The sequence below is a fragment of the Methylomonas sp. AM2-LC genome (genome assembly GCF_039904985.1).
In the GTDB taxonomy this organism is placed as follows: domain Bacteria; phylum Pseudomonadota; class Gammaproteobacteria; order Methylococcales; family Methylomonadaceae; genus Methylomonas.
The window spans coordinates 375,197-395,019 of the sequence record NZ_CP157005.1; the positions used below are offsets into that span (position 1 = coordinate 375,197).

Annotated in this window: 22 protein-coding genes; 5 read left to right on the plus strand and 17 right to left on the minus strand. The window is 43.7% G+C overall.

The window, feature by feature from the left end; translation table 11 throughout:
* Positions 1-94: 94 nt before the first annotated feature.
* From ABH008_RS01720 to nifV, 12 genes are all read right to left on the minus strand, one after another.
* Positions 95-550 (minus strand): SoxR reducing system RseC family protein, encoded by a 456-nt coding sequence (locus ABH008_RS01720; RefSeq protein WP_347988152.1) that lies wholly within the window; start codon positions 548-550, stop codon positions 95-97.
* 5 nt (positions 551-555) lie between these two features.
* The gene (locus ABH008_RS01725; RefSeq protein ID WP_347988153.1) at positions 556-1,089 is read right to left on the minus strand and encodes a flavodoxin; all 534 of its coding nucleotides are present in this window, start codon (positions 1,087-1,089) and stop codon (positions 556-558) included.
* A 24-nt stretch (positions 1,090-1,113) separates the two neighbouring features.
* Positions 1,114-1,731 (minus strand): Grx4 family monothiol glutaredoxin, encoded by a 618-nt coding sequence (gene grxD / locus ABH008_RS01730; protein ID WP_347988154.1) that lies wholly within the window; start codon positions 1,729-1,731, stop codon positions 1,114-1,116.
* A 54-nt stretch (positions 1,732-1,785) separates the two neighbouring features.
* The gene (gene clpX / locus ABH008_RS01735; RefSeq protein ID WP_347988155.1) at positions 1,786-3,090 is read right to left on the minus strand and encodes an ATP-dependent Clp protease ATP-binding subunit ClpX; all 1,305 of its coding nucleotides are present in this window, start codon (positions 3,088-3,090) and stop codon (positions 1,786-1,788) included.
* Between the two features lie 172 nt (positions 3,091-3,262).
* Complete coding sequence (gene nifM, locus ABH008_RS01740; protein WP_347988156.1) at positions 3,263-4,099, minus strand: nitrogen fixation protein NifM; 837 nt, start codon at positions 4,097-4,099, stop codon at positions 3,263-3,265.
* A gap of 19 nt (positions 4,100-4,118) precedes the next feature.
* Positions 4,119-4,598 (minus strand): nitrogen fixation protein NifZ, encoded by a 480-nt coding sequence (locus ABH008_RS01745; protein WP_347988157.1) that lies wholly within the window; start codon positions 4,596-4,598, stop codon positions 4,119-4,121.
* A complete protein-coding gene (locus ABH008_RS01750) occupies positions 4,595-4,909 on the minus strand; it encodes a nitrogenase-stabilizing/protective protein NifW (protein ID WP_347988158.1) in 315 nt (104 codons plus the stop codon). Before ABH008_RS01750 ends, ABH008_RS01745 begins: the two co-directional genes overlap by 4 nt.
* A gap of 4 nt (positions 4,910-4,913) precedes the next feature.
* Entirely contained in the window at positions 4,914-5,036 is a 123-nt protein-coding gene (locus tag ABH008_RS01755) for a hypothetical protein (protein ID WP_347988159.1), read from the minus strand.
* Between the two features lie 49 nt (positions 5,037-5,085).
* On the minus strand, positions 5,086-5,598 hold the full coding sequence (locus tag ABH008_RS01760; RefSeq protein ID WP_347988160.1) for a hypothetical protein: 513 nt from the start codon (positions 5,596-5,598) through the stop codon (positions 5,086-5,088).
* Positions 5,598-6,377 carry a serine O-acetyltransferase gene (cysE, locus tag ABH008_RS01765; protein WP_347990015.1) on the minus strand — a complete coding sequence of 260 codons (780 nt, stop codon included), beginning with the start codon at positions 6,375-6,377 and terminating at the stop codon, positions 5,598-5,600. Before cysE ends, ABH008_RS01760 begins: the two co-directional genes overlap by 1 nt.
* Positions 6,374-6,538 carry a hypothetical protein gene (locus tag ABH008_RS01770; RefSeq protein WP_347988161.1) on the minus strand — a complete coding sequence of 55 codons (165 nt, stop codon included), beginning with the start codon at positions 6,536-6,538 and terminating at the stop codon, positions 6,374-6,376. Before ABH008_RS01770 ends, cysE begins: the two co-directional genes overlap by 4 nt.
* Positions 6,539-6,549: 11 nt before the next feature.
* The gene (gene nifV, locus ABH008_RS01775; RefSeq protein WP_347988162.1) at positions 6,550-7,674 is read right to left on the minus strand and encodes a homocitrate synthase; all 1,125 of its coding nucleotides are present in this window, start codon (positions 7,672-7,674) and stop codon (positions 6,550-6,552) included.
* Between the two features lie 451 nt (positions 7,675-8,125).
* Between nifV and ABH008_RS01780 the strand changes: the two genes are divergently transcribed.
* Positions 8,126-9,991 (plus strand): M48 family metallopeptidase, encoded by a 1,866-nt coding sequence (locus tag ABH008_RS01780; protein ID WP_347988163.1) that lies wholly within the window; start codon positions 8,126-8,128, stop codon positions 9,989-9,991.
* Positions 9,992-10,290: 299 nt separating this feature from the next.
* Here the strand turns inward: ABH008_RS01780 and ABH008_RS01785 are convergent, their stop codons facing one another.
* From ABH008_RS01785 to ABH008_RS01805, 5 genes are all read right to left on the minus strand, one after another.
* Entirely contained in the window at positions 10,291-10,890 is a 600-nt protein-coding gene (locus ABH008_RS01785) for a DUF4276 family protein (protein ID WP_347988164.1), read from the minus strand.
* Positions 10,884-11,993: an AAA family ATPase gene (locus ABH008_RS01790; protein WP_347988165.1), complete on the minus strand. Its 1,110-nt coding sequence runs from the start codon at positions 11,991-11,993 to the stop codon at positions 10,884-10,886. Before ABH008_RS01790 ends, ABH008_RS01785 begins: the two co-directional genes overlap by 7 nt.
* 173 nt (positions 11,994-12,166) lie before the next feature.
* Positions 12,167-14,560 (minus strand): ATP-binding protein, encoded by a 2,394-nt coding sequence (locus tag ABH008_RS01795; RefSeq protein ID WP_347988166.1) that lies wholly within the window; start codon positions 14,558-14,560, stop codon positions 12,167-12,169.
* An 8-nt stretch (positions 14,561-14,568) separates the two neighbouring features.
* Positions 14,569-15,177, minus strand: a complete 609-nt coding sequence (gene ribA, locus ABH008_RS01800) for a GTP cyclohydrolase II (protein WP_347988167.1) — start codon at positions 15,175-15,177, stop codon at positions 14,569-14,571.
* Positions 15,178-15,242: 65 nt separating this feature from the next.
* Complete coding sequence (locus ABH008_RS01805; protein ID WP_347988168.1) at positions 15,243-15,410, minus strand: hypothetical protein; 168 nt, start codon at positions 15,408-15,410, stop codon at positions 15,243-15,245.
* 55 nt (positions 15,411-15,465) lie between these two features.
* Here ABH008_RS01805 and mnmG point away from each other — a divergent pair, with 55 nt between their 5' ends.
* Genes mnmG through ABH008_RS01825 form a run of 4 tightly spaced genes read left to right on the plus strand, consistent with a single transcriptional unit; the run spans position 15,466 to position 19,577 of the window.
* Positions 15,466-17,334, plus strand: a complete 1,869-nt coding sequence (mnmG, locus tag ABH008_RS01810; RefSeq protein WP_347988169.1) for a tRNA uridine-5-carboxymethylaminomethyl(34) synthesis enzyme MnmG — start codon at positions 15,466-15,468, stop codon at positions 17,332-17,334.
* Positions 17,334-17,960: a 16S rRNA (guanine(527)-N(7))-methyltransferase RsmG gene (gene rsmG, locus ABH008_RS01815; protein ID WP_347988170.1), complete on the plus strand. Its 627-nt coding sequence runs from the start codon at positions 17,334-17,336 to the stop codon at positions 17,958-17,960. Before mnmG ends, rsmG begins: the two co-directional genes overlap by 1 nt.
* A complete protein-coding gene (locus ABH008_RS01820) occupies positions 17,953-18,729 on the plus strand; it encodes an AAA family ATPase (protein ID WP_347988171.1) in 777 nt (258 codons plus the stop codon). The genes rsmG and ABH008_RS01820 overlap by 8 nt, the downstream gene beginning before the upstream one ends.
* A complete protein-coding gene (locus ABH008_RS01825) occupies positions 18,726-19,577 on the plus strand; it encodes a ParB/RepB/Spo0J family partition protein (protein WP_347988172.1) in 852 nt (283 codons plus the stop codon). Before ABH008_RS01820 ends, ABH008_RS01825 begins: the two co-directional genes overlap by 4 nt.
* Positions 19,578-19,823: the final 246 nt, after the last annotated feature.

Genomic DNA, 19,823 nt, shown 5'->3' on the forward strand with positions numbered 1-19,823 from the left:
CTATAAAGCATGGTCATTTCTCACCGCTCCTCCTGAGCCAGTAGAAAGGTTTACACTAGATTTATCTTGTTAAGATAATGGCCCAGTTAGCGATCTATGCCTGTTGTTTATTGTTAATGCCATGCGTCTTACGGATAATTTGTGGTTTAAAACAAAAATACCATAGCAATATGGCTTGAAAACGATGCAATAAACAGAACACTAATAGCAGGGATAATAGAGCGATCACAGGTAACCACTGATCGGCTGCGGCAACGGATAATGTCATATTGGCAAAACCCACACATAGCAACATTATCACTATGGGTAGTAGATATAGCAACATAGAAGTAGAGAGTAGATGCGAATCATCAATTCCCACCAGTACTTCATCACCTACTTGTAAATTAAGCTCACATTCCAGCGAGAACTCTCGTTTTGGTAATAGTTTTGCCAGACTGGCAGTGGAACAGGAGGCTAGTTGTGCACAAGTCCCGCAACCGGTTTGCTGGCTTTTAATCCAAACCTGACCGGATGCAACACGGGTGACAACTGCCTGCTGTTCTATCATTATGCTTACTGCCAAGCAGGACCAATTAACGTTAACCAGTCGTTCAGGCGTGATTCGCTCAGCTCTTTTTGATTATCTTCGTCTAATACCAAGCCCAGAAACTGGTCATCCAGCAGACCTTTGGAGCGATTGAAATCATAACCGTCTGTACTCGTTAGGCCGATAATCTTGGCACCCACATCGCTGAATGCATCATAAAGAAAACCCAGTGCATCAACAAAGTTATCACCATAACCAACCTGATCGCCTAAACCGTATAAGGCTATGGTTTTTCCGGAAAAATCAGCGCCCACCAGTGTCGGTAAAAACTCTTCCCAACTTTCGTTTTGATTACCGCTGGTTAAACCAGGTAACTCACCCTCACCATAGGTGGGAGAACCCAGAATAAGTACATCATAAGCCAGTAAATCGTCAACACTGGCGTTACGGATGTTAACGGGTTTATCGGCGATTTCATCACCCAATTGCTTGTGTATATTCTTGGCAACTTTACGGGTGTTACCGGTATCTGTTCCAAAAAAAATGCCCACTTTAGCCATAGTGCTTACTCCTGTTTAATTAAATCAATTCTGAATTTGCAACAAGCCAGAGTTGGACTTTGTTTGCTGTGCCTGCCATTGCTCAGGCGTAAAAGTTTTTAAAGTAACTGCATGTAAGCGGCCACTTGCCAGTTCGGTTTGTAGAGTATGCATCACTCCCTGATGTTGTTTCAGCATGGGTAAATCAGCAAATTGACTGCTAATCACAATAATCTCCAGATTACACGCTTCGCCAATTATATGAATTTCAGCATCCTGGTAGCCGTTGGTGATTAATACTTCCACCTCGGAATGTGAAATGACAGCTGGATTATGAGGAGTTTCAATCTGCACAGCATTCTGCAGTAAAGGCAATAAGCTACCGTCTTTATCCAGTGTTTCGACAATATCACTACCGCCAATTAATTCCCCGTTAACAAATAATTGTGGAAAAGTCGGCCATTTCGAGATAGTAGGTAATTTTTCGCGGATAAAAGGCGCTCTCAACACATCGACATAGGTGTACGGAATTTTAGTAGCATTCAGGATGGCAACGACTTTTGCGGAAAAGCCACATTCAGGTGCACTCGGTACCCCTTTCATGTACAGAATGATAGGATTTTCTGCTAGTTGGGTAAGGATTTTTTCTTTAACGCTGCTCATATAAACATGTCCAATTTAATAAAGTTATGGCCATAAAATCGATGATTTGTCGAATTATTGACCCGCAGAAACCAATATAGCCGAAGGTTCTAAGGGTTCATGATACTCGCCTTCTACTACTTGAATCTCAGCTTCGCCACGAATAAGCTCAGCAGTTACAATACAACGCTGTACATTTTCTCTGGAAGGCACATCAAACATGGCTTTTCTTAATACATGTTCCATAATGCCACGTAAACCTCGCGCTCCAGTGTTACGTTCTATGGCCTTTTCGGCAATTTCCACCAAGGCGTCCTGAGTAAACTCTAGCTCTATATCATCAAAAGCGAACAATTGCTGATACTGTTTCACCAAAGCATTTTTCGGTTCGGTTAACACTTGTATTAATGCATCTACATCCAGTGGTTCCAAGGGTGCTAGCACTGGAAAGCGGCCAATAAACTCGGGAATCAGGCCAAACTTTTTCAGATCATCAGGTTGGGTGGCATTCAGTAAGGCTTCTAAACTGGGTTTGTCTGCACTATTGGTGACTTCTGCGTGAAAACCAATGGCCGTTTTGGGGGGGTGTAAACGTTTTTCAACATGTTTTTCCAGGCCAGGAAATGCCCCGCCGGCAATAAACAGAATATTACGCGTATCGATCATCACCGAATCGCTGCCATGTGCATCTTTACGCCGGCCTTTCACGGAGACTTTAACCTGCGAACCTTCAACCAGTCTTAACAGGGCTTGTTGCACACCTTCGCCGGATACATCTCGGGTACCAAAAGCCTGTTCTGGGCTACGGGCAATTTTGTCAATTTCATCAATATAGACTATCCCCCATTCGGCTTTATTGATTTGTCCATCAGCGACATCCAGCAAGCGTGCCAAAATATTTTCCACATCGTCACCGACATAGCCTGCCTGAGTGAGAGTGGTGGCATCAGCTACAGCAAACGGCACTCCAACAATTTTTGCTAGTGTGCTAGCCATAAGGGTTTTGCCGGTACCCGATGGGCCAATCAATAAAATATTGGATTTGCCAATTTCTACCAACTGTTCAGCATTACCCAAGTTTCCGGTTTTACTGCTTTCTTGTTTTAGGCGTTTATAGTGGTTGTAAACAGCGACAGATAAAATTTCTTTTGCCAGATCTTGGCCTATAACATATTGATCTAGCAAAGCTTTAATGCCAACAGGTTTGGGTAGCGGCCCTTGCATGTCGTTAAGTTCCTTTTTCTTGCTCCAGCTTGAAACCACTTGGCTGGCAAGCATAACGCAAGCTTCACAGATAAAGCCTTCCGTGCCAGCGATCATGGGCACTGCGGCTGATGCTTCTATACCGCAAAACGAACAATGTTTGAGTTCTTTTGTCATGCCAATTCCTCGCTTTTAAAATTTGGCCGTTTTCACGACACGATGATCAAATTACCCATCACTAACACCCTGCTGAAAGCCAATTACATAGGGCGAACGTCCATTCTGAAAGTAAGCTACCGTAAAGGGTTTCATAAAAAATTTGCATAGTAGTTTTACGCTTGATTACAGCTTAATCTGTTAACTTTGGTAAACTAGCCAACCAGGTACGTTGACAATTGCGACGATAACGCTCCTGCATCAGTTTACGAATATTAGGTGTGGCTTTTTTCAAGGATAAGGTTTCCGCCGGTATAATTTTCTGACACTGAATTAAATGGAATCCCATTTCGGTTTCTACAATATCACTAATTTCATTTTCTTTTAAACAAAACAAAGCCTTATCTAGCTCTGGATAGAGTTTTCCTGCCACTATGTTTCCTAATGTACCACCATTTAATGCAGTAGGACATTCCGAATGTTTAAGAGCCAAATCAGCAAATTTATGCGGTTTGCGTTTTAATAATTGGGCAATTTCTTGCAAGCGCAATTGGGCTGTTTCTCGTTCATTTTCAGGGAAGTCTGGATTTATACTGATCAGAATATGTCTGGCCTGTCTTTGTTCCGGACGGTGAAATTTTTCTGGATGTGAGTGATAAAAAATACCCACCTCTACCTCGTTAACTTTAGGAGAACGCGCGGCGATTCGTTCCAATACTGCATTGACTTTACATTGTCTGGCTAGCGCGGCGCGTAAAGTTTCGGTATTGAGGTGATTGCTGGCCAATGCCGATGCAAAGCTCTCATCGTCAACAAAGCGGCCACGTACTTCTGCAATGGCTTGCTCTAATTCCTGATCAGTAACAATTACGCTCGCCGCTTCTGGCGAGTTGATGACCCGGCTTTCAATGGCGTATTCGTTTCGAGCTTGTCGTTGTACCTGATGTAACTGTTCAGATTCCAGGTCGGCAGGCGGCTTTTGAAATAAACTTAAAGCTGCGCGTAATAGTGTGTAAGGTTCAATGCTCATATCCAAAGCCTGCTGCATATCAATCCTCGGGTTCTTTAAAGTTGGCAGGATCAGCGGGTTCCAGTGCTGTTTCCGGTACTTGTAAGGTTTTACCAGGGAAGCGAACGTGATATTGAATAGGCGATAATTCACGTAAAATTTTTAAAATTTCGCCTTCACTGCCTTTACTAACAATAACATTGCCTTGTACACCTAAATCGATGCTGCATAGCACTTTGTCACGAAATTCGAAGCGACTGGGGTTCCAATAAGCCTCAGCAGGTAATAATTCTTCCAGTCGACAGCCTACCATGCGGCCCTGATCCAGAAAATGCACAGTAAAGATAACCTGATCTTGTAGAAAGGTACCTTTCTCAACCACATTGCCGACACTACCACGACGTACCAGCAATTCACCTACTTCCATACCAGGATAGGTGCCATCATTACGGACGTTACGTGTTACACGTACGGCTTCGCCAAAATCGAAACGACCTTCGTCAAAGCGCTCTTCAATCATACTTTTATGTCGCTAAGCGAAACAAAAACACTTTGTGGTTCGGCCATTTTAAAAACCTTAAACACTTTTTCGGTTTGCGCATCAGATTGCACAAAATCGTTATAAGCACGAGACAGTAATTGCTTATAAACCTGCTTTTTGCTGTCTTCGTCGGCAGGCATAAACTCGCCGCCTTTACTTAGATAATCATGAAAACGTTGCAAAATATGCAGCCGATTTACATGGACGATACTGGCATCGTAGTCCAGTTCAAAATACTGTAAAAAATCTTCTGCAGCTTCCAGTTCTTCTATTTCATCAACAAAACTCATGTTTCTACCTCGCTGCCGTTAAATGTTCTACTACCGTAGTATCGCCACCGAAAATATACACCACTAGCAAAATAGCCAGTATTGCCGATGTTTGGGCGAGAAATGGATCAGATTTTTGTTTAAGCATGACAATCACCTTTTGTTAAATGAAGCGGGTTAAGCCCACTACCGTTAAATTAAGAAATCAATTCCCCTGTCTCTTGTCTTTGTATTACCAAGTCCAATAAAGCTTTGGCACCAATACGTTCTTTCTCGTCCAGTGATACCAGTTTTTCAAAAATACTGCGACTTAATGCCAGGTTTTCCATACGCATATGTAAAAAGCCAATAGATTTCAAGGTAAATAAATACAAACGAATCCGACACAAATCGTCTTTGGGAGCCATGCTAATAGTGTGCATCTCCAATTGCCGCCAATCGTCTGGAAAACCAATGCCGATTCTAATTAGAGCCAAGGCTTTTTCAGAAATCAGTAGTGCTTCGCTTAAACGATGCTGGTAGTAATAAAATCGATTCAATGCCACTAATACATTTAAAGACTCTGGTGCGCGCAGATAGGCTTTAAGCAAGGGTAATTCTGCGGTGCCACTACTGTATAACTCAGATGCAAATTTAATTAATTCTTGCACTTCCGGCGCGTCTTCCTGCTCAAAATATAAGTCTTTGGCATCAAATTCCAGCAAATCCATTATTGACCACCTGCTGCACGTTTTGGCATATCGTGTTCTTCGGAGTGACAAACGCTTTCTGCGTCACACTGGTTACAACTTTCTGTTACGTTCACCCGAAATTGCTGCTGTTTTTCTTCCAGTTGATCCAGACGTTCGCTTAAGCAATTTATTGCTTTGCCTATCGGGTCAGAAAGCAGATGATGATCAAGATCAATGCCTCTGGGATCCTGTATTTTTAAGCCCTTGGTTTGAATAATACGCCCAGGTATACCGATAACGGTGCAACAAGGCGGTACATCTTTAACCACCACCGAATTGGCCCCTACCCTGACATTATTGCCAAGTTTGATGTTACCCAGAATTTTGGCACCCGCACCCACCAACACATTGTCGCCAAGTGTAGGATGGCGTTTGGCCTGGTTCCAGGAAGTGCCACCTAACGTAACGCCGTGATACAAAGTGACATCGTTACCAATTTCGGCGGTTTCACCAATCACCACCCCTGCACCATGATCGATAAAAAAACGTTTACCGATACAAGCACCTGGATGAATATCCACATTGGTTAACCAACGCGTAAAAGCGGCCAACAAGCGAGCGGTTAATTTCCAGTCCGCCAGCCATAAGCGATGGCTAATCCGGTACAAAATAACAGCGTGCACCCCAGGATAAGCCAGTAGCACTTCCACCAAGTTTCGCGCCGCAGGATCACGGGCGAAAACGCAACCCACATCCTCATGCCATTCCAGCCACAAGCTGGGAGTCGGGCTGGAAACCTGTGGCGAAAAGAACATCATTTTGCCAAGCTCCATGTGGTTTTGCCGGGCATGGGTACGCCGGGAATCCGAAAAAATGTACCGGGATAACGGTCATCTGGACTTTCATCGGATTGTAGCTGTGGTTGAGCAACAATTTTTTCGGTGACGGGCAGTAGTGGTTTTTGCGGAATATTACTCATCGGATACCTCGTTACAGACTGTGTAAAAATTGATTTAACTCGACTGCTTGTGGCGAGCGTTTGTTAAAACTGACAAATTGGCGTATCAACGGCAATAAACGACCTGCCTGACCACGATTAATGGCAATACCCAGCTGCCGGTAAGCATGCATGACACCTTGACTACCGGAATGTTTACCTAATACCAGTTGATGACGGCGACCTACTAAAGCGGGGTCCACCCCTTGATAGTTTTTTGGATCTTTCAACAAACCATCGACATGAATACCCGCTTCGTGGCTAAACACATCACGGCCAATTAAACTTTTGCGGCTGCCTATGGTATCGCCAGAAGCCGTGGCTACTTGTTGAGATAAGCGGGTAAAGTCGTGTAAATCTACGCCAGTTTGTAAGCCATACAGTTGCGTTAAGCCCACCACCACTTCTTCCAAAGCAGCATTACCTGCGCGTTCACCCAAGCCATTTACAGTAGTGTTTACATGTGTGGCCCCACCCACTGCGGCTGCCAAGGTGTTGGCGGTTGCCAGACCTAAATCATCATGCGCGTGCATTTCAATAGCTAGATCGGTAACTGAGCATAGGTTACGAATGGCAGCCAACACCCCAAACGGCTCCATAATGCCTACAGTGTCTGCAAAGCGGAAACGACAGGCCCCTGCAGCTTGAGCGGTTTGTGCCATTTGTGCCAGAAAATCACTATCGGCTCTGGAAGCATCTTCCGCCCCCACACATACCTGCATACCGGCATCCACCGCAGTTTTAACGCAGCTGTCTATGGTGCTAAGAACCCAGGCGCGGCTTTGTTTAAGTTTGTGCTGAATGTGTTGATCAGATGCAGAAATGGATAAATCCACCATTCCAACACCCAAACCTAAACAATGTTGTAAATCCTCGTGCCGCATCCGCGACCACACCAACAACGTACTGGGTAGTTTTAAATCCACTATGGCTTTAATCTCTTCGCGCTCTTGAGTACCCATAGCAGGTATACCAATTTCCAGCTCAGGTACACCCAGTGCTGCCAATTGCCCTGCTATGCTAAGTTTTTCTTCCAACGAAAATGCCACGCCAGCCGATTGTTCGCCATCACGGAGCGTGGTGTCATCAATAATAATGGTGCGAGACTGGTTTTTCATGGTTTAAGTTTGCAGTTAGCCATAACAGCGACAATGTTGTCTTTACAGGGTATAAAGCAAAACACTTGCCAACTGTTAATCGGGCTTGAATACTGGGGTTTTGGCGGGTGCTGGTCGGGATACCGACAAAACAATTTGCGTTGAGCTAAGTTGATTGTAGGAAAGGTGACAATTGGTTGCACTTAGGCGGGTAACTTTACGCGATAAGAAGATTTTCTTGTTTACAACTAAGTTTTTTTATTCCGATGAAAAAATTACAGAGCCTATTGTCTAGAATCGCTTAATCGGAGATGATATGGTAAATACCTGTCATTGCTTATGATCATTAACGATAAAAGTGCCAATAATGAAATAGGTATTTTAAATAAAAATAACATAATCAATTGGTTAGTGTTGTGTTAAGTGTTATTCAAAACGTTCTCATTTTTGTGATCTCTAAACGGAAACGCGCATGAAAACCACCACAGAAAAAAGACAAAATTTCGAACGCTTGATTGCCGCAGCAGAACGGGAAATCCAACAAAACCCACGATTGTATAACATCAAAGTTGCTTGTTTAGCATTGCTGGGCTACGCAGTGATTTTCAGCATGTTATTAATATTAATAGCTATCGTCGGTGGTATCGGTTGGGCGGCTTTGGCCAGTTCCACATTTCTGATTATGCTGATTAAAACAAAATTAATCTTTGTGTTACTTGTCACCATTTATGTATTGTTGCGCGCACTCTGGGTAAAATTTGGCAAGCCCACTGGGTTTACCCTCAAGGCCAAAGACTATCCGCAATTTTTTTCCGAACTAAGACAACTTACCAAGCAACTTAAAGCGTCTAAAATACACCAGGTTATTATCACACCCGAACACAATGCTGCTATTGTGCAAATCCCACGCCTGGGTATCTTTGGTTGGTATAAAAACACCTTGTTTCTCGGGCTGGAACTGTTACTAGTTATGTCGCCGGAACAGGCTCGTGCGGTTATCGCTCACGAACTAGGTCATTTATCCGGCAAACACAGCCAGTTTTCCGGTTGGATATACCGTGTCAGATTGAGTTGGCATCGCATCGTCTCTGCGCTACAGCAACAAAGTAATTTTGGTGCCAATATTATGCGGCGTTTTTTTGATTGGTACTCACCTACGTTTGCCGCCTATTCTTTTGCGTTAGCGCGCGCCAACGAATATGCAGCCGATGCAGTGGCTGCGCAACTGACCTCTGCACCGGAAGTTGCCAAAGCCTTGGTCAACAGTCATGTTACCAGTCAATTAATTGTCGAACACTACTGGCAACCTTTTGTAAAACAGGCGGAACAAATTCCACAGCCGCACAGCTCACCTTATAGTCAGTTACAAACTTTTTTACAACAACAGGCTTTTGATGAAACAGCCGTAGCTGCACAGCTGCAAAAGGCTTTGGCTATTAATACAAGTTATTATGATACCCATCCCGCCTTAAAAGATCGGCTAGCGGCGATTCAGGCTGCGGCGCTGCCTCCGCAAGCAGTGACTAAATCAGCTGCTCAATATTGGTTAAGCCAGCATTTACATAAAATAATTGCTCATTTCGATCAACAATGGCTGCAAAATAACCAAACTAATTGGCAGGAACGTTACCAGTATTTTCAGGAAGGCCGCGCCAAATTAGCAGAGCTACAAGCCATACCGCAAGATGAGTTAAATGCAGAGCAACTTTGGGAACTAGCGGTTAATTTGGAAAAATTTATAGGCGAAGCAGCCTGTTTGCCACTCTTCAATCTCTACAAAAGTAAATATCCGGATGAAGTCAAAGCCGATTTCGTTATTGGCAGATTGCTATTGGTCAATGATGACGTTAGCGGAGTTGATTATCTGCAACGGGCAATGGATAAACAGCAAAACCTAAAAGTGGATGCTTGTGAATGGTTAATTTATTACTACCACAAAATAGCTGACAACCAAGCTGCAGAGTATTGGCAATTACAACTTGAAAAGCAGATAGATATCAATCAGGCTGCAAAATTGGAAAGACAAATAATTACGCTACGTGATGACTACATCGCGCCAGACACTGCTACGGGTATTTGTGACCATATTGCCGAGCAGATTCGCAACATGAAAGTGATAAAACATGCCTGGCTGGCAGAAAAGAAAATGCAACACTATCCAGAAGTTAAAACCTATGTTCTGGTATTTAGCAAAACCTGGTGGAAATCGGAAAAATATATGGTAGAGCAAATCATCGCTATCCTAAAAGTTGAAGGTGTCTGCTTTGTGGTTATGAAAGGTGGTAGACAAAAAGCCATAGCCAAACGCGTGATGCGCGTTGGGGTGAGTTTGTTTTAGAATTAGTTGTAAATGGAGGCGTTGACGTTCAAAAATAAAATTAACTATTCAGCCCCTTTATAGAAACCTTAATCCGTCAGGCAGTGCGACATCAGCAGTTGATGAATTATTCGCCGCATACTATAAACTTTCTGATACTGAGCTAACTGAGATAACTCTTGAAAAAAGTTAAGAAGAAGTTAATGCTGTTCGCGCTTTACGAAACATGCTTGCTAGAAAATGAGGGTATTTTTTGATAAAAATCAGCGGTGAAATGGGTGTACTGGTACCCAATGTTATATATCAGACCGCTATAGCTATCAACTCACAAGTCTTTCTAGTGCTGTCAGCCATTGATCAAACCCCAAACACATTTCTCGTAATTTCACCAAACCAATTCGTTCGGCTATATCGGGTCCATGCGTGGTTTTTCTATAATGTGTGTTGTTTTCAAAGCGCTTCGATGGCGCAGTTTCCCTGGAATCGTTTACTTTTTCAGGATTATAATCAAACTCGGCCAAGATACTATTAGCCCAAGTCAAATGCGATTCGTTTTGCAATACTGCGGCAATTGCTTCAGGGGACGAGAATAACAAACCCTCAAATTCATACATTTGAATATAGGGTAGCAGTTTTCGCTGTAAATGGTCTTTAATTGATTCCTTAATTTTGGATTGCAAGGTCTCTTTGGTTTCGCTAGCATGTTTATGTTTAAAGCCATAGAAATCGTAGAAAGTAGTGACATAATCGAAACTATAAGCTAGCTTTTCCAATTCGTAACTTACCCGATCCACACTAATATTACCGTTCATTGGTACCGGAGTAACAAAAATGCCTTTTGACTGTAAATAAGGTACCAACAAAGTTTTTATAAATCGTTCTTCAGTTATGCCCTCTACAGAAATCCCTACCCTTACCATTCTGGACGTCCCCCAATCAGGTTTTTCGACCAGATATCGCCCATACTGTAATCTTCAAGCCAATGTTTAAGTGCATTTATATCAGGTCTGCTAAAGGTAGAAACGCCTTTAACTTGATCAACAATAATAAAATCATCGGGCTCAAACTGATTGGCAAAAGAGATAGATTGCGTTGAACAAATCACTTGGTTTTCTTTGGAAACTAACTTGATCATTTCGGCTAAAACGTTTAACGCCGCAGGATGCAAACCAAGCTCAGGTTCATCAAGTACTATGGTGTTAGGCCTATGAAATTTTGGCTGAAGAAACAATGTGGCCATGCAGATAAAACGTGCAGTACCGTCTGAAAGCTGATTTGCTGAAAACGGCGTTTCATAATCACGATGCAGCCAGCGCAATAACACCGACTCATCCCCTTTTTCCCCACTTGGTTCAAGGTAAAAGTCGTGGAAAAATGGTGCAACGGTTTTGATTGTCGAGATAATATCTTGGTAATGAGTTGGGTAACGTTCTTTAACACGAACAAGAAAAGGTGCTAAATTACTGGCATCAGCATATAGAAACGCATTTGAACTCAGTTTTTGCGCCTGTTTAAATCCTGCAGAAGGGCTGGTATCGTGGAAATGGTAGACTCTGCAGTTTTGCATATACTGTCGGGTATATCTACGAACGTATTCACTGTCGGACTGAGAGCCTGGCAACAACCCGCTTTCTCCCATTTGACCTTTTATTGACCATAATCTACTAGAAGATGTAACTGTGCAATATTCATTAGTAAATACGAGGGCATCGTTGTTTTCGCTATGTACGAACTCGACATGATAACCATTGTTACCAATCTCGATATCAATAATGATTTTAGGCGTGGTTTTTGGCCCAAAATGAAAAAAGGTATTGGCATAACCTTGTTTCTCAGTATAGGTCTGCAACTTGCCTTCAGATAAATTCCGCAAAAAGGTAAACAAAGAAATAAAGTTCGACTTGCCAGCACCGTTCGCACCAATTAGGATATTGATCGGATTCATCTTCAAATTAAGCTTTTTTATGGATTTAAATCCCTTAAGCGTAATTTGATGAAGATTTGTGTTTTGTTGTTCTGACATAATTTCATGGAAAATTAACGCATAAAAATCATGCGGTTCTTTTTTAACTTTAGCCCGCACACTGACAGTAGATTACCGCTATGATACACATACTTAGAGCGGATACGTTATTAAAATTGGGGGCTGGCTATAGGATTATCAGGTTAATTTTTTAATGAAATTCGTAGAAACTCCTACCCCCCCTCAACATCCTTATCCTCATCCCCAGACATATCAGAAATCTCTTTCAACCGGGCAACGGCTTTAAAGTTGATGCTATCCTCCGGATACTGCCCGTCCGCGTTTATTTCCCCTGCTTCACGATTCATTAACAGACTCAGTGCTTCGTTAACATTCGATACCGAATAAATAGCAAACTGGCCTTGCTCCACTGCATCAATCACACTTTGCTTTAACATCAGATTGCGTTTGTTAGAGGCGGGAATAATCACTGCTTGTTCACCACTTAGGCCACGTGCGGCACACAGGTTAAAAAAGCCTTCTATTTTTTCGTTAACGCCGCCTATGGCTTGCACTTCGCCATATTGGTTTATAGAGCCGGTCAGCGCAAAACCCTGGCGTATGGGAATGCGGGTTAACGCCGAGATTAAACAGCATAATTCCGCCAACGAGGCGCTGTCGCCATCGATGTGGCCATAGGATTGTTCCATGGCAATACTGGCGGAAATTGCCAGTGGAAAAAGTTGCGCATAACTGTGGCCCAGATAGCCAGTCAAGATCATCACCCCTTTAGAGTGGATGGGTTGACCGAGTTCTACTTCGCGTTCGATATCGACAATACCGCGTGAGCCTGGATGCACGGTAGCGGTAATGCGTGCCGGTGCGCCAAAGCTGCTGCCGCCAATGTCCATGACGGTAAGGCCGTTGACTTTGCCGATGGCTAGCCCGTGTGTGTCTATCAGAATAGTGCCTTCCAGCATTTCATCCAGTATAGCTTCCGCAATGCGGCCATTCCGTTGTTCGCGGGCGGCCAAGGCCAGTTCTACTTCGGTTTTATCAATTTGGCTGGCACCAGTTTGGCTACCAAGTAGATTGGCTTCGGCAATAATTTCCAGGCAGTTGTTAATATGCGCGGATAGGTGGGATTGGTTTTCAGCCAGGCGGCAACTGTGTTCTATCAGGCGTAATAAGGCGGCAGAAGTGAGCGGTTTTGCTCCGGAATCGTGCGCCTGTTTGCTCATCAAGGCAATAAATTGGCTGATGTTTTCTTGATTACGTTTGATGTGATCATCAAAATCGCAAAGTACTCTAAACATTTCGTTAAATTCGCTATCCAGCTCTTCCAGCAGATAATAAATATCGCGAGAGCCGATTAGTATCACTTTAACATTCAGGGGTATTACTTCCGGTTTTAGGGTAATGGTATTAATACCCAGTTCGGAATACGGCGATTCAATTTCGATGCAACCGGCCTGTAATGCGCGTTTTAAACCTTCCCAAACAAACGGATAAGTCAGTACTTTTTCGGCATCCAGTATCAGGTAGCCGCCGTTAGCGCGGTGTAAAGAACCGGGACAAATACGCCGATAATTGGTGACTAGTGTGCCTTGGTCGCTGATGTATTCTATGCGTCCAAACAGGTTTTGATAGATAGGATGCGATTCGTAAATAACCGGTGCGCCAAAGCCGTCTTGTTTGCAATCTACCAGAATATTGGGCAGATATTGTTCAATCAGGGTTTGGCGTTTACCTAAACTTTCCCGCCTATCCTGGCTGCGGGATGGCATTAAAAAGTCGCAAATGGTATTGCTAAGATTTTTTTCAACTTCAGCAAGATAGGTAATTACGTCATCGACATTTAGATATTTACTATTTAGCTCTGCAAACAGCGGTTCCAATGCCTGTTTAATGGTGTCGCTGTCCAATTGTCGCATTTCTTCAACCAATGCGCGTCGCCATTGCGGTAATTCCAGCAATACATCACCCAGATATTCTTCCAGTTCTTCGGTGTGCTGATGAAAGGCATCGCGCTCTGCCTGAGGCAGTAAGGTAAACTGTTCTTCGTCCAGGGCTTTGTCGTTGCGGATAGGTAGAAACGTAATAGTTTCGCTATCGCGGTACAAAGCCACGCTCATAGCGCGTGCTTTGGCGTCTACCAGATCGATGGTCGAGTTATAACGTTGATTAAAACGGCGTTCTATGGCGGTTTTTTTTTGCTGATAACTAGGGCTTTCGAAAGCGGCTGGAAAGGTGGCCAGAATGTCATCAATCAGTTTTTCTATATCTTTGCTGAATGCTTGCCCTTCGCCAGATGGCAGTTCAACGGCGACTGGTTCGCGTGGATTTTCAAAGTTTTCCACATAGGCATACGATAAGGGTGCTTCTTGTTGTTCGGCAAAACCCGACAAATAATTGCTGACCATGGATAGGCGTCCGGTACCGGAATGCCCCATTACAAAAATATTGTAGCCAGGTGCTTTCATGGCGGTACCAAAGGCCAGCGCCGATTGCGCACGGTTTTGACCTAAAATACCTTGTGTGTGCTTGGTTTTGTCCAGAGAGTTTATGTCTGGCAAGTCGATGGTCAGTTTTAGGGAGTGGGCGGGCAGTTTTAAATGATCAAGCATGAGGTGCGTTATTGGCTGTCGGGTACGGAAAGCATGTGGTGCATGCGTTCGACTTTAGTTTTAAGGTAATCAACATTATCGAGATGAACATTGGTTTCAATAGCAATTCGATTATTGACTTGTGTGCCCAGTTTAACCAGTTCGTCAATTTTTTGCGGGTTATTGGTTATCAAGGCTATGGAGCGTACTTTTAAATCTTTAAGAATCAAGGCGGCAATGTCATATTGGCGTTCATCGGCCAAATGCCCCAAATGAATGTTGGCATCTACGGTATCCAGGCCTTGATCCTGTAAATTGTAGGCTTGCAGTTTTTTCAGCAGACCTATACCGCGCCCTTCTTGACGCAGGTAAATCAAAACGCCAAAACCGGCCTGATTGATAATGTTGAGTGACATATCCAGTTGCGGCCCACAGTCGCAGCGGCGCGAGCCGAGTACGTCGCCAGTAAAACACTCCGAATGTATGCGCACGGGTACATCGTCTTTATCGGCAACCTCACCTTTAACAAAGGCGATATGCTCTTTATCATCAATGCTGTTGGTGTAGTAATACAGGGTGAATTCACCGTGTTTGGTTGGGATTCTGGTTTTAACTTTATTTTCTATAGTTACTTTCACGGGTGATGAGTTCCTTAAATCGCTAGGCTGTTTTCTGGATTTGTCCTGAAGCCTTTCTTAATAGCTTATGCAAAAGCCACTAAGAAAGGCTCCAGGCCAGAGTGTTTAGCTTTACGTTGATATTTGCGTTTATCGGCATAAACCAGGGCTTTATTGAACTGGTGAGCAAATTTTGCAACCGGATTATTTGGGGCTATTTCGGGCAAGCCCTTTGTTTTGTTTTGTTTTCTCATGATTTTTTCCTCATAAACAATTAAGATAGCGCTTTTATTTGACCATAGAATACCAGTGAAATTCCAGAAAGACTTTGATGTGATAGTGATAGGTGGCGGCCACGCGGGTACTGAAGCGGCTTTGGCAGCGGCGCGCTGTGGTGTTAAAACTCTGTTATTGTCCCAAAATATTGAGACTTTGGGGCAAATGAGTTGCAATCCGGCAATAGGTGGTATCGGTAAAGGTCATTTGGTCAAAGAAATCGATGCCCTGGGTGGTATTATGGCCAAAGCCATCGATCACGGAGGCATACAGTTTCGCATGCTTAATGCTAGCAAAGGCCCGGCTGTGCGTGCCACGCGTGCCCAAGCAGACCGGCAATTGTATAAACAGGCCGTCCGTACTGCGCTGGAAAACCAGCCAAATTTATCATTATTTCAACAAACTGTCGCGGATTTAATTGTTGAGGGTGATCGGGTCGTCGGTGTTAAAACGCAAATGGGTCTGGATTTTCATGCCAAAACCGTGGTGTTAACCGCGGGTACTTTTTTGGCGGGCCGTATCCATATTGGTTTAGAAAATTACAGTGGTGGTCGCGCAGGTGATGCTGCCTCTGTCTCGCTTGCCGAGCGTTTACGCGAATTACCGTTCCGTATTGGCCGCTTAAAAACGGGTACACCGCCGCGTATTGATGGGCGTAGTATCGATTACAGTAAATTGCAGGAGCAGCATGGCGATACGCCTGTGCCAGTATTTTCGTTTATGGGAAACCGCAATCAGCACCCGCAGCAAATCTGTTGCCATATTACGCGTACCAATGCACAAACGCATGACATTATCCGTTCTGGGTTGGATCGTTCGCCCATGTATACCGGGGTGATAGATGGTATAGGTCCGCGTTATTGTCCGTCTATTGAAGATAAGGTGGTGCGTTTTGCCGAACGCGATTCGCATCAGATTTTTGTGGAACCGGAAGGCTTGCTAACTAATGAAGTCTATCCTAACGGTATTTCTACCAGTTTACCGTATGATATTCAAATTCGCTTTATCCGTACCATGCTGGGCTTTGAACAGGCAGAAATCGTGCGCCCCGGTTATGCCATAGAATATGATTTCTTCGATCCGCGTGACTTAAAATCCTCGTTGGAAACCAAACATCTGCAAGCTTTGTTTTTTGCCGGACAAATAAATGGTACTACGGGTTACGAAGAAGCGGCTGCTCAAGGTTTGTTGGCTGGTGTGAATGCGGCGCGTCTGGCGCAGGGTTTGGATAGCTGGTGTCCGGGACGCGAGGAAGCCTATATGGGGGTTATGATTGATGACCTCATTACGCGTGGAACCGCAGAACCCTATCGCATGTTTACCAGTCGCGCCGAATATCGTTTGCAACTCCGTGAAGATAATGCCGATTTGCGCTTAACTGAACAGGGACGCAAACTAGGATTGGTTGATGATGCGCGTTGGCAGCATTTTGAAGCAAAACGTGAAGCGATTACCCGGTTACAAACCAGTTTTAGTAAAAAATGGATTAGAGCAGAAACTGACGAGGCGGCACAAGTTGAAGCTATTTGGGGTAAAAAGCTGTTAAAAGAAGCCAGTTTGATGGAGTTGCTGAGACGCCCGGAAGTCGATGTCGAGCAATTAATGGGTTTTAGTGATGAAACGGGTGTTGATGAACAGGTTGCCGAGCAAGTTGCCATCCAGGCTAAATATGCCGGCTATATTGATCGTCAGCAAACTGAAATTAATCGTACCTTGCGTTATGAGCATTTGAAACTGCCAGATAATGTCGATTACAGCTTGGTTTCTGGTTTATCGAATGAAGTCAGTGAAAAACTTAAAAAACAGCGTCCTGAAACCTTGGGTCAGGCCGCGCGAATACCGGGTATTACCCCTGCAGCCATTTCGCTGCTATTGGTACATTTAAAGAAGAAAAGTGCTTAATGGATAGCTGTCGAATTAAACTTCAGCAAGGCCTTGCTGACATGATGTTGGAGCTGCCAGAAGTCCAACAGGAAAATTTGCTGCGCTTTATAGCGCTAATTAATAAATGGAATAAAGCCTATAATCTGACAGCGGTGCGTAATCCTGACGATATGGTCAACTTGCATGTACTGGATAGTTTGGCAATATTAGCGCATATAAAACCAACCCGAATTGCCGATATTGGCACAGGTGCGGGTTTGCCGGGTATACCACTGGCGATATGTAGGCCCGATTGCGAATTTGTGTTGGTAGATTCTAATGCCAAAAAAACCCGTTTTGTTACCCAAGCCGTACTGGAATTACAATTGAAAAATGTTGAAGTTGTACATAGCCGTGTGGAATTATTTAAACCTGCTAATTTATTTTCAACTGTAATTACCCGGGCCTTTGCAGAGATGACGGACATTATAAAACTGACCAAGCATTTGTTGGCTGCGGAGGGTTTATTGTTGGCTATGAAAGGTCGACAACCCGATCAGGAGCTGCAGTCCTTGCAGCTTGAATTCGATATCGTGCCGCTAATGGTGCCTGGTATTGATGCCGAACGTTGCTTGATTCGAGTGGAGAATGCTCAGCATGGCTAAGATTATTGCCATTACCAATCAAAAAGGCGGTGTAGGTAAAACCACCACCAGTGTCAATTTATCGGCTGCTCTGGCTGCAGCAAAGCGTAAAGTTTTGTTGATCGATTTAGATCCGCAAGGTAATGCGGCCATGGGGTGTGGTGTCCTGAAAGAAGATACTGAATATTCAAGTTGTGAGTTATTGCTGGAAGAAGTTCCTGTCAGCGAAATTATCGTCAAAAATAAAGATTTGGGTTTTGATTTGATTCCTGGTAATGCCGATTTAACAGCTGCCGAAGTCAAGCTGATGGCTCTTCAGCATCGGGAAAGGCGTCTGGCAGACGCTTTGCTGAGCGTGCGCGATCAGTACGATTATATTCTGATAGATTGTCCGCCCTCATTGAATATGCTGACCTTAAATGCGCTGGTTGCCTCGAATAGCATTATTATCCCTATGCAGTGCGAATACTATGCACTGGAGGGTTTATCTTCATTAATGGCTACCTTGAAGAGCGTGCGCGACAATATCAATCCTGATTTATATCTGGAGGGAATATTACGCACCATGGTCGATACGCGCAGTCGTTTATGTAAAGATGTTTCAGATCAGTTAGTAGAATATTTTAACGATAAGGTATTTCGTACAACAGTACCCAGAAATATCCGGTTGGCTGAAGCGCCAAGTCATGGTGTATCAGTTTTAACTTATGATAAATCTTCACGCGGTGCTGTTGCTTATATTGCGCTGGCCGGCGAGTTAATCAGAAAAGAAAAAGCGGCAAAAAAATGATACAAAAAAAACGTGGTTTAGGGCGGGGGTTAAGCGAATTGCTGGGTGATGTTACCCCTACTTTGCATAAAGAAAAATCACAAGAGGTACAAACGCTACCAATTGAGTTTTTGCAGCGCGGAAAATATCAGCCACGTAAAGATATGGACCCTGAAAAACTTAAAGAATTATCCGATTCTATACTTGCGCAAGGGATTATTCAGCCTATCATCGTGCGCAAAATTCCGGGTGATAAGTATGAAATTATTGCTGGCGAACGTCGCTGGCGGGCAGCGCAACTGGCAGAATTACAAGATGTTCCTGTGGTAGTTAAGGATATTGATGATCGCGCTGTTATGGCAATGGCGTTGATTGAAAATATTCAGCGTGAAGATTTAAGTGCTTTAGAGGAGTCGGAAGCATTAAAGCGCTTACAAGATGAGTTTGAATTAACCCATCAGCAAATTGCTTCGGCAGTGGGTAAATCCCGTGCCACAGTCACCAATTTGCTGAGATTGCTAGATTTGCCAATTGAAGTTAAAAATTTGTTAGGTAAAGGCTTGTTGGAAATGGGGCATGCGCGTGCCTTGTTAGGGCTAGCTGAAGATCGGCAGGTTGATATTGCCAATAAAGTGGTAAGGCAAGGTTTAACGGTTAGAGCGGTGGAAAAGTTGGTGCGTGAGCAGCAGGAAAATAAGCCCGTCGCTAGCAAAGTTGTCGATCCCGATACCTTAAGCTTGCAGCGTCAGTTAAGTGAAAAAACTGGTGCCAAGGTTGAAATTAATCATCAACAAAATGGTAAAGGTAAGCTGGTGATTAGTTACAGCAGTCTTGAAGAGTTGGATGGTATTATTCAAAAGATTCACTAAAACAATTTAGCGATGCATAAAAATATATGTCATTAGAATTGTAAGGTTTATGTTGCTCTCGGGTGGTTTTGATGCATATGCTACAAACCATAAGATATGTAATGGAATAAAAATCATTATGTTACAAGTTGGCTTGGCTTTTGCTATACAAGACAGGGTAACAAGAACACTGTTTTTTACAGGCTGGGGATGTAGGCTGGGTTTTTCAGAACAGACTCAATAGTGAGCTGTATCGTAAAACATGAA

Bases quoted from the DNA above. Each gene is read 5' to 3' on its own strand.
- ABH008_RS01720 (WP_347988152.1), bottom strand. From the start codon at position 550: ATGATAGAACAGCAGGCAGTTGTCACCCGTGTTGCATCCGGTCAGGTT.
- ABH008_RS01725 (WP_347988153.1), bottom strand. From the start codon at position 1,089: ATGGCTAAAGTGGGCATTTTTTTTGGAACAGATACCGGTAACACCCGT.
- grxD (WP_347988154.1), bottom strand. From the start codon at position 1,731: ATGAGCAGCGTTAAAGAAAAAATCCTTACCCAACTAGCAGAAAATCCT.
- clpX (WP_347988155.1), bottom strand. From the start codon at position 3,090: ATGACAAAAGAACTCAAACATTGTTCGTTTTGCGGTATAGAAGCATCA.
- nifM (WP_347988156.1), bottom strand. From the start codon at position 4,099: ATGAGCATTGAACCTTACACACTATTACGCGCAGCTTTAAGTTTATTT.
- ABH008_RS01745 (WP_347988157.1), bottom strand. From the start codon at position 4,598: ATGATTGAAGAGCGCTTTGACGAAGGTCGTTTCGATTTTGGCGAAGCC.
- ABH008_RS01750 (WP_347988158.1), bottom strand. From the start codon at position 4,909: ATGAGTTTTGTTGATGAAATAGAAGAACTGGAAGCTGCAGAAGATTTT.
- ABH008_RS01755 (WP_347988159.1), bottom strand. From the start codon at position 5,036: ATGCTTAAACAAAAATCTGATCCATTTCTCGCCCAAACATCGGCAATA.
- ABH008_RS01760 (WP_347988160.1), bottom strand. From the start codon at position 5,598: ATGGATTTGCTGGAATTTGATGCCAAAGACTTATATTTTGAGCAGGAA.
- cysE (WP_347990015.1), bottom strand. From the start codon at position 6,377: ATGATGTTCTTTTCGCCACAGGTTTCCAGCCCGACTCCCAGCTTGTGG.
- ABH008_RS01770 (WP_347988161.1), bottom strand. From the start codon at position 6,538: ATGAGTAATATTCCGCAAAAACCACTACTGCCCGTCACCGAAAAAATT.
- nifV (WP_347988162.1), bottom strand. From the start codon at position 7,674: ATGAAAAACCAGTCTCGCACCATTATTATTGATGACACCACGCTCCGT.
- ABH008_RS01780 (WP_347988163.1), top strand. From the start codon at position 8,126: ATGAAAACCACCACAGAAAAAAGACAAAATTTCGAACGCTTGATTGCC.
- ABH008_RS01785 (WP_347988164.1), bottom strand. From the start codon at position 10,890: ATGGTAAGGGTAGGGATTTCTGTAGAGGGCATAACTGAAGAACGATTT.
- ABH008_RS01790 (WP_347988165.1), bottom strand. From the start codon at position 11,993: ATGTCAGAACAACAAAACACAAATCTTCATCAAATTACGCTTAAGGGA.
- ABH008_RS01795 (WP_347988166.1), bottom strand. From the start codon at position 14,560: ATGCTTGATCATTTAAAACTGCCCGCCCACTCCCTAAAACTGACCATC.
- ABH008_RS01805 (WP_347988168.1), bottom strand. From the start codon at position 15,410: ATGAGAAAACAAAACAAAACAAAGGGCTTGCCCGAAATAGCCCCAAAT.
- rsmG (WP_347988170.1), top strand. From the start codon at position 17,334: ATGGATAGCTGTCGAATTAAACTTCAGCAAGGCCTTGCTGACATGATG.
- ABH008_RS01820 (WP_347988171.1), top strand. From the start codon at position 17,953: ATGGCTAAGATTATTGCCATTACCAATCAAAAAGGCGGTGTAGGTAAA.
- ABH008_RS01825 (WP_347988172.1), top strand. From the start codon at position 18,726: ATGATACAAAAAAAACGTGGTTTAGGGCGGGGGTTAAGCGAATTGCTG.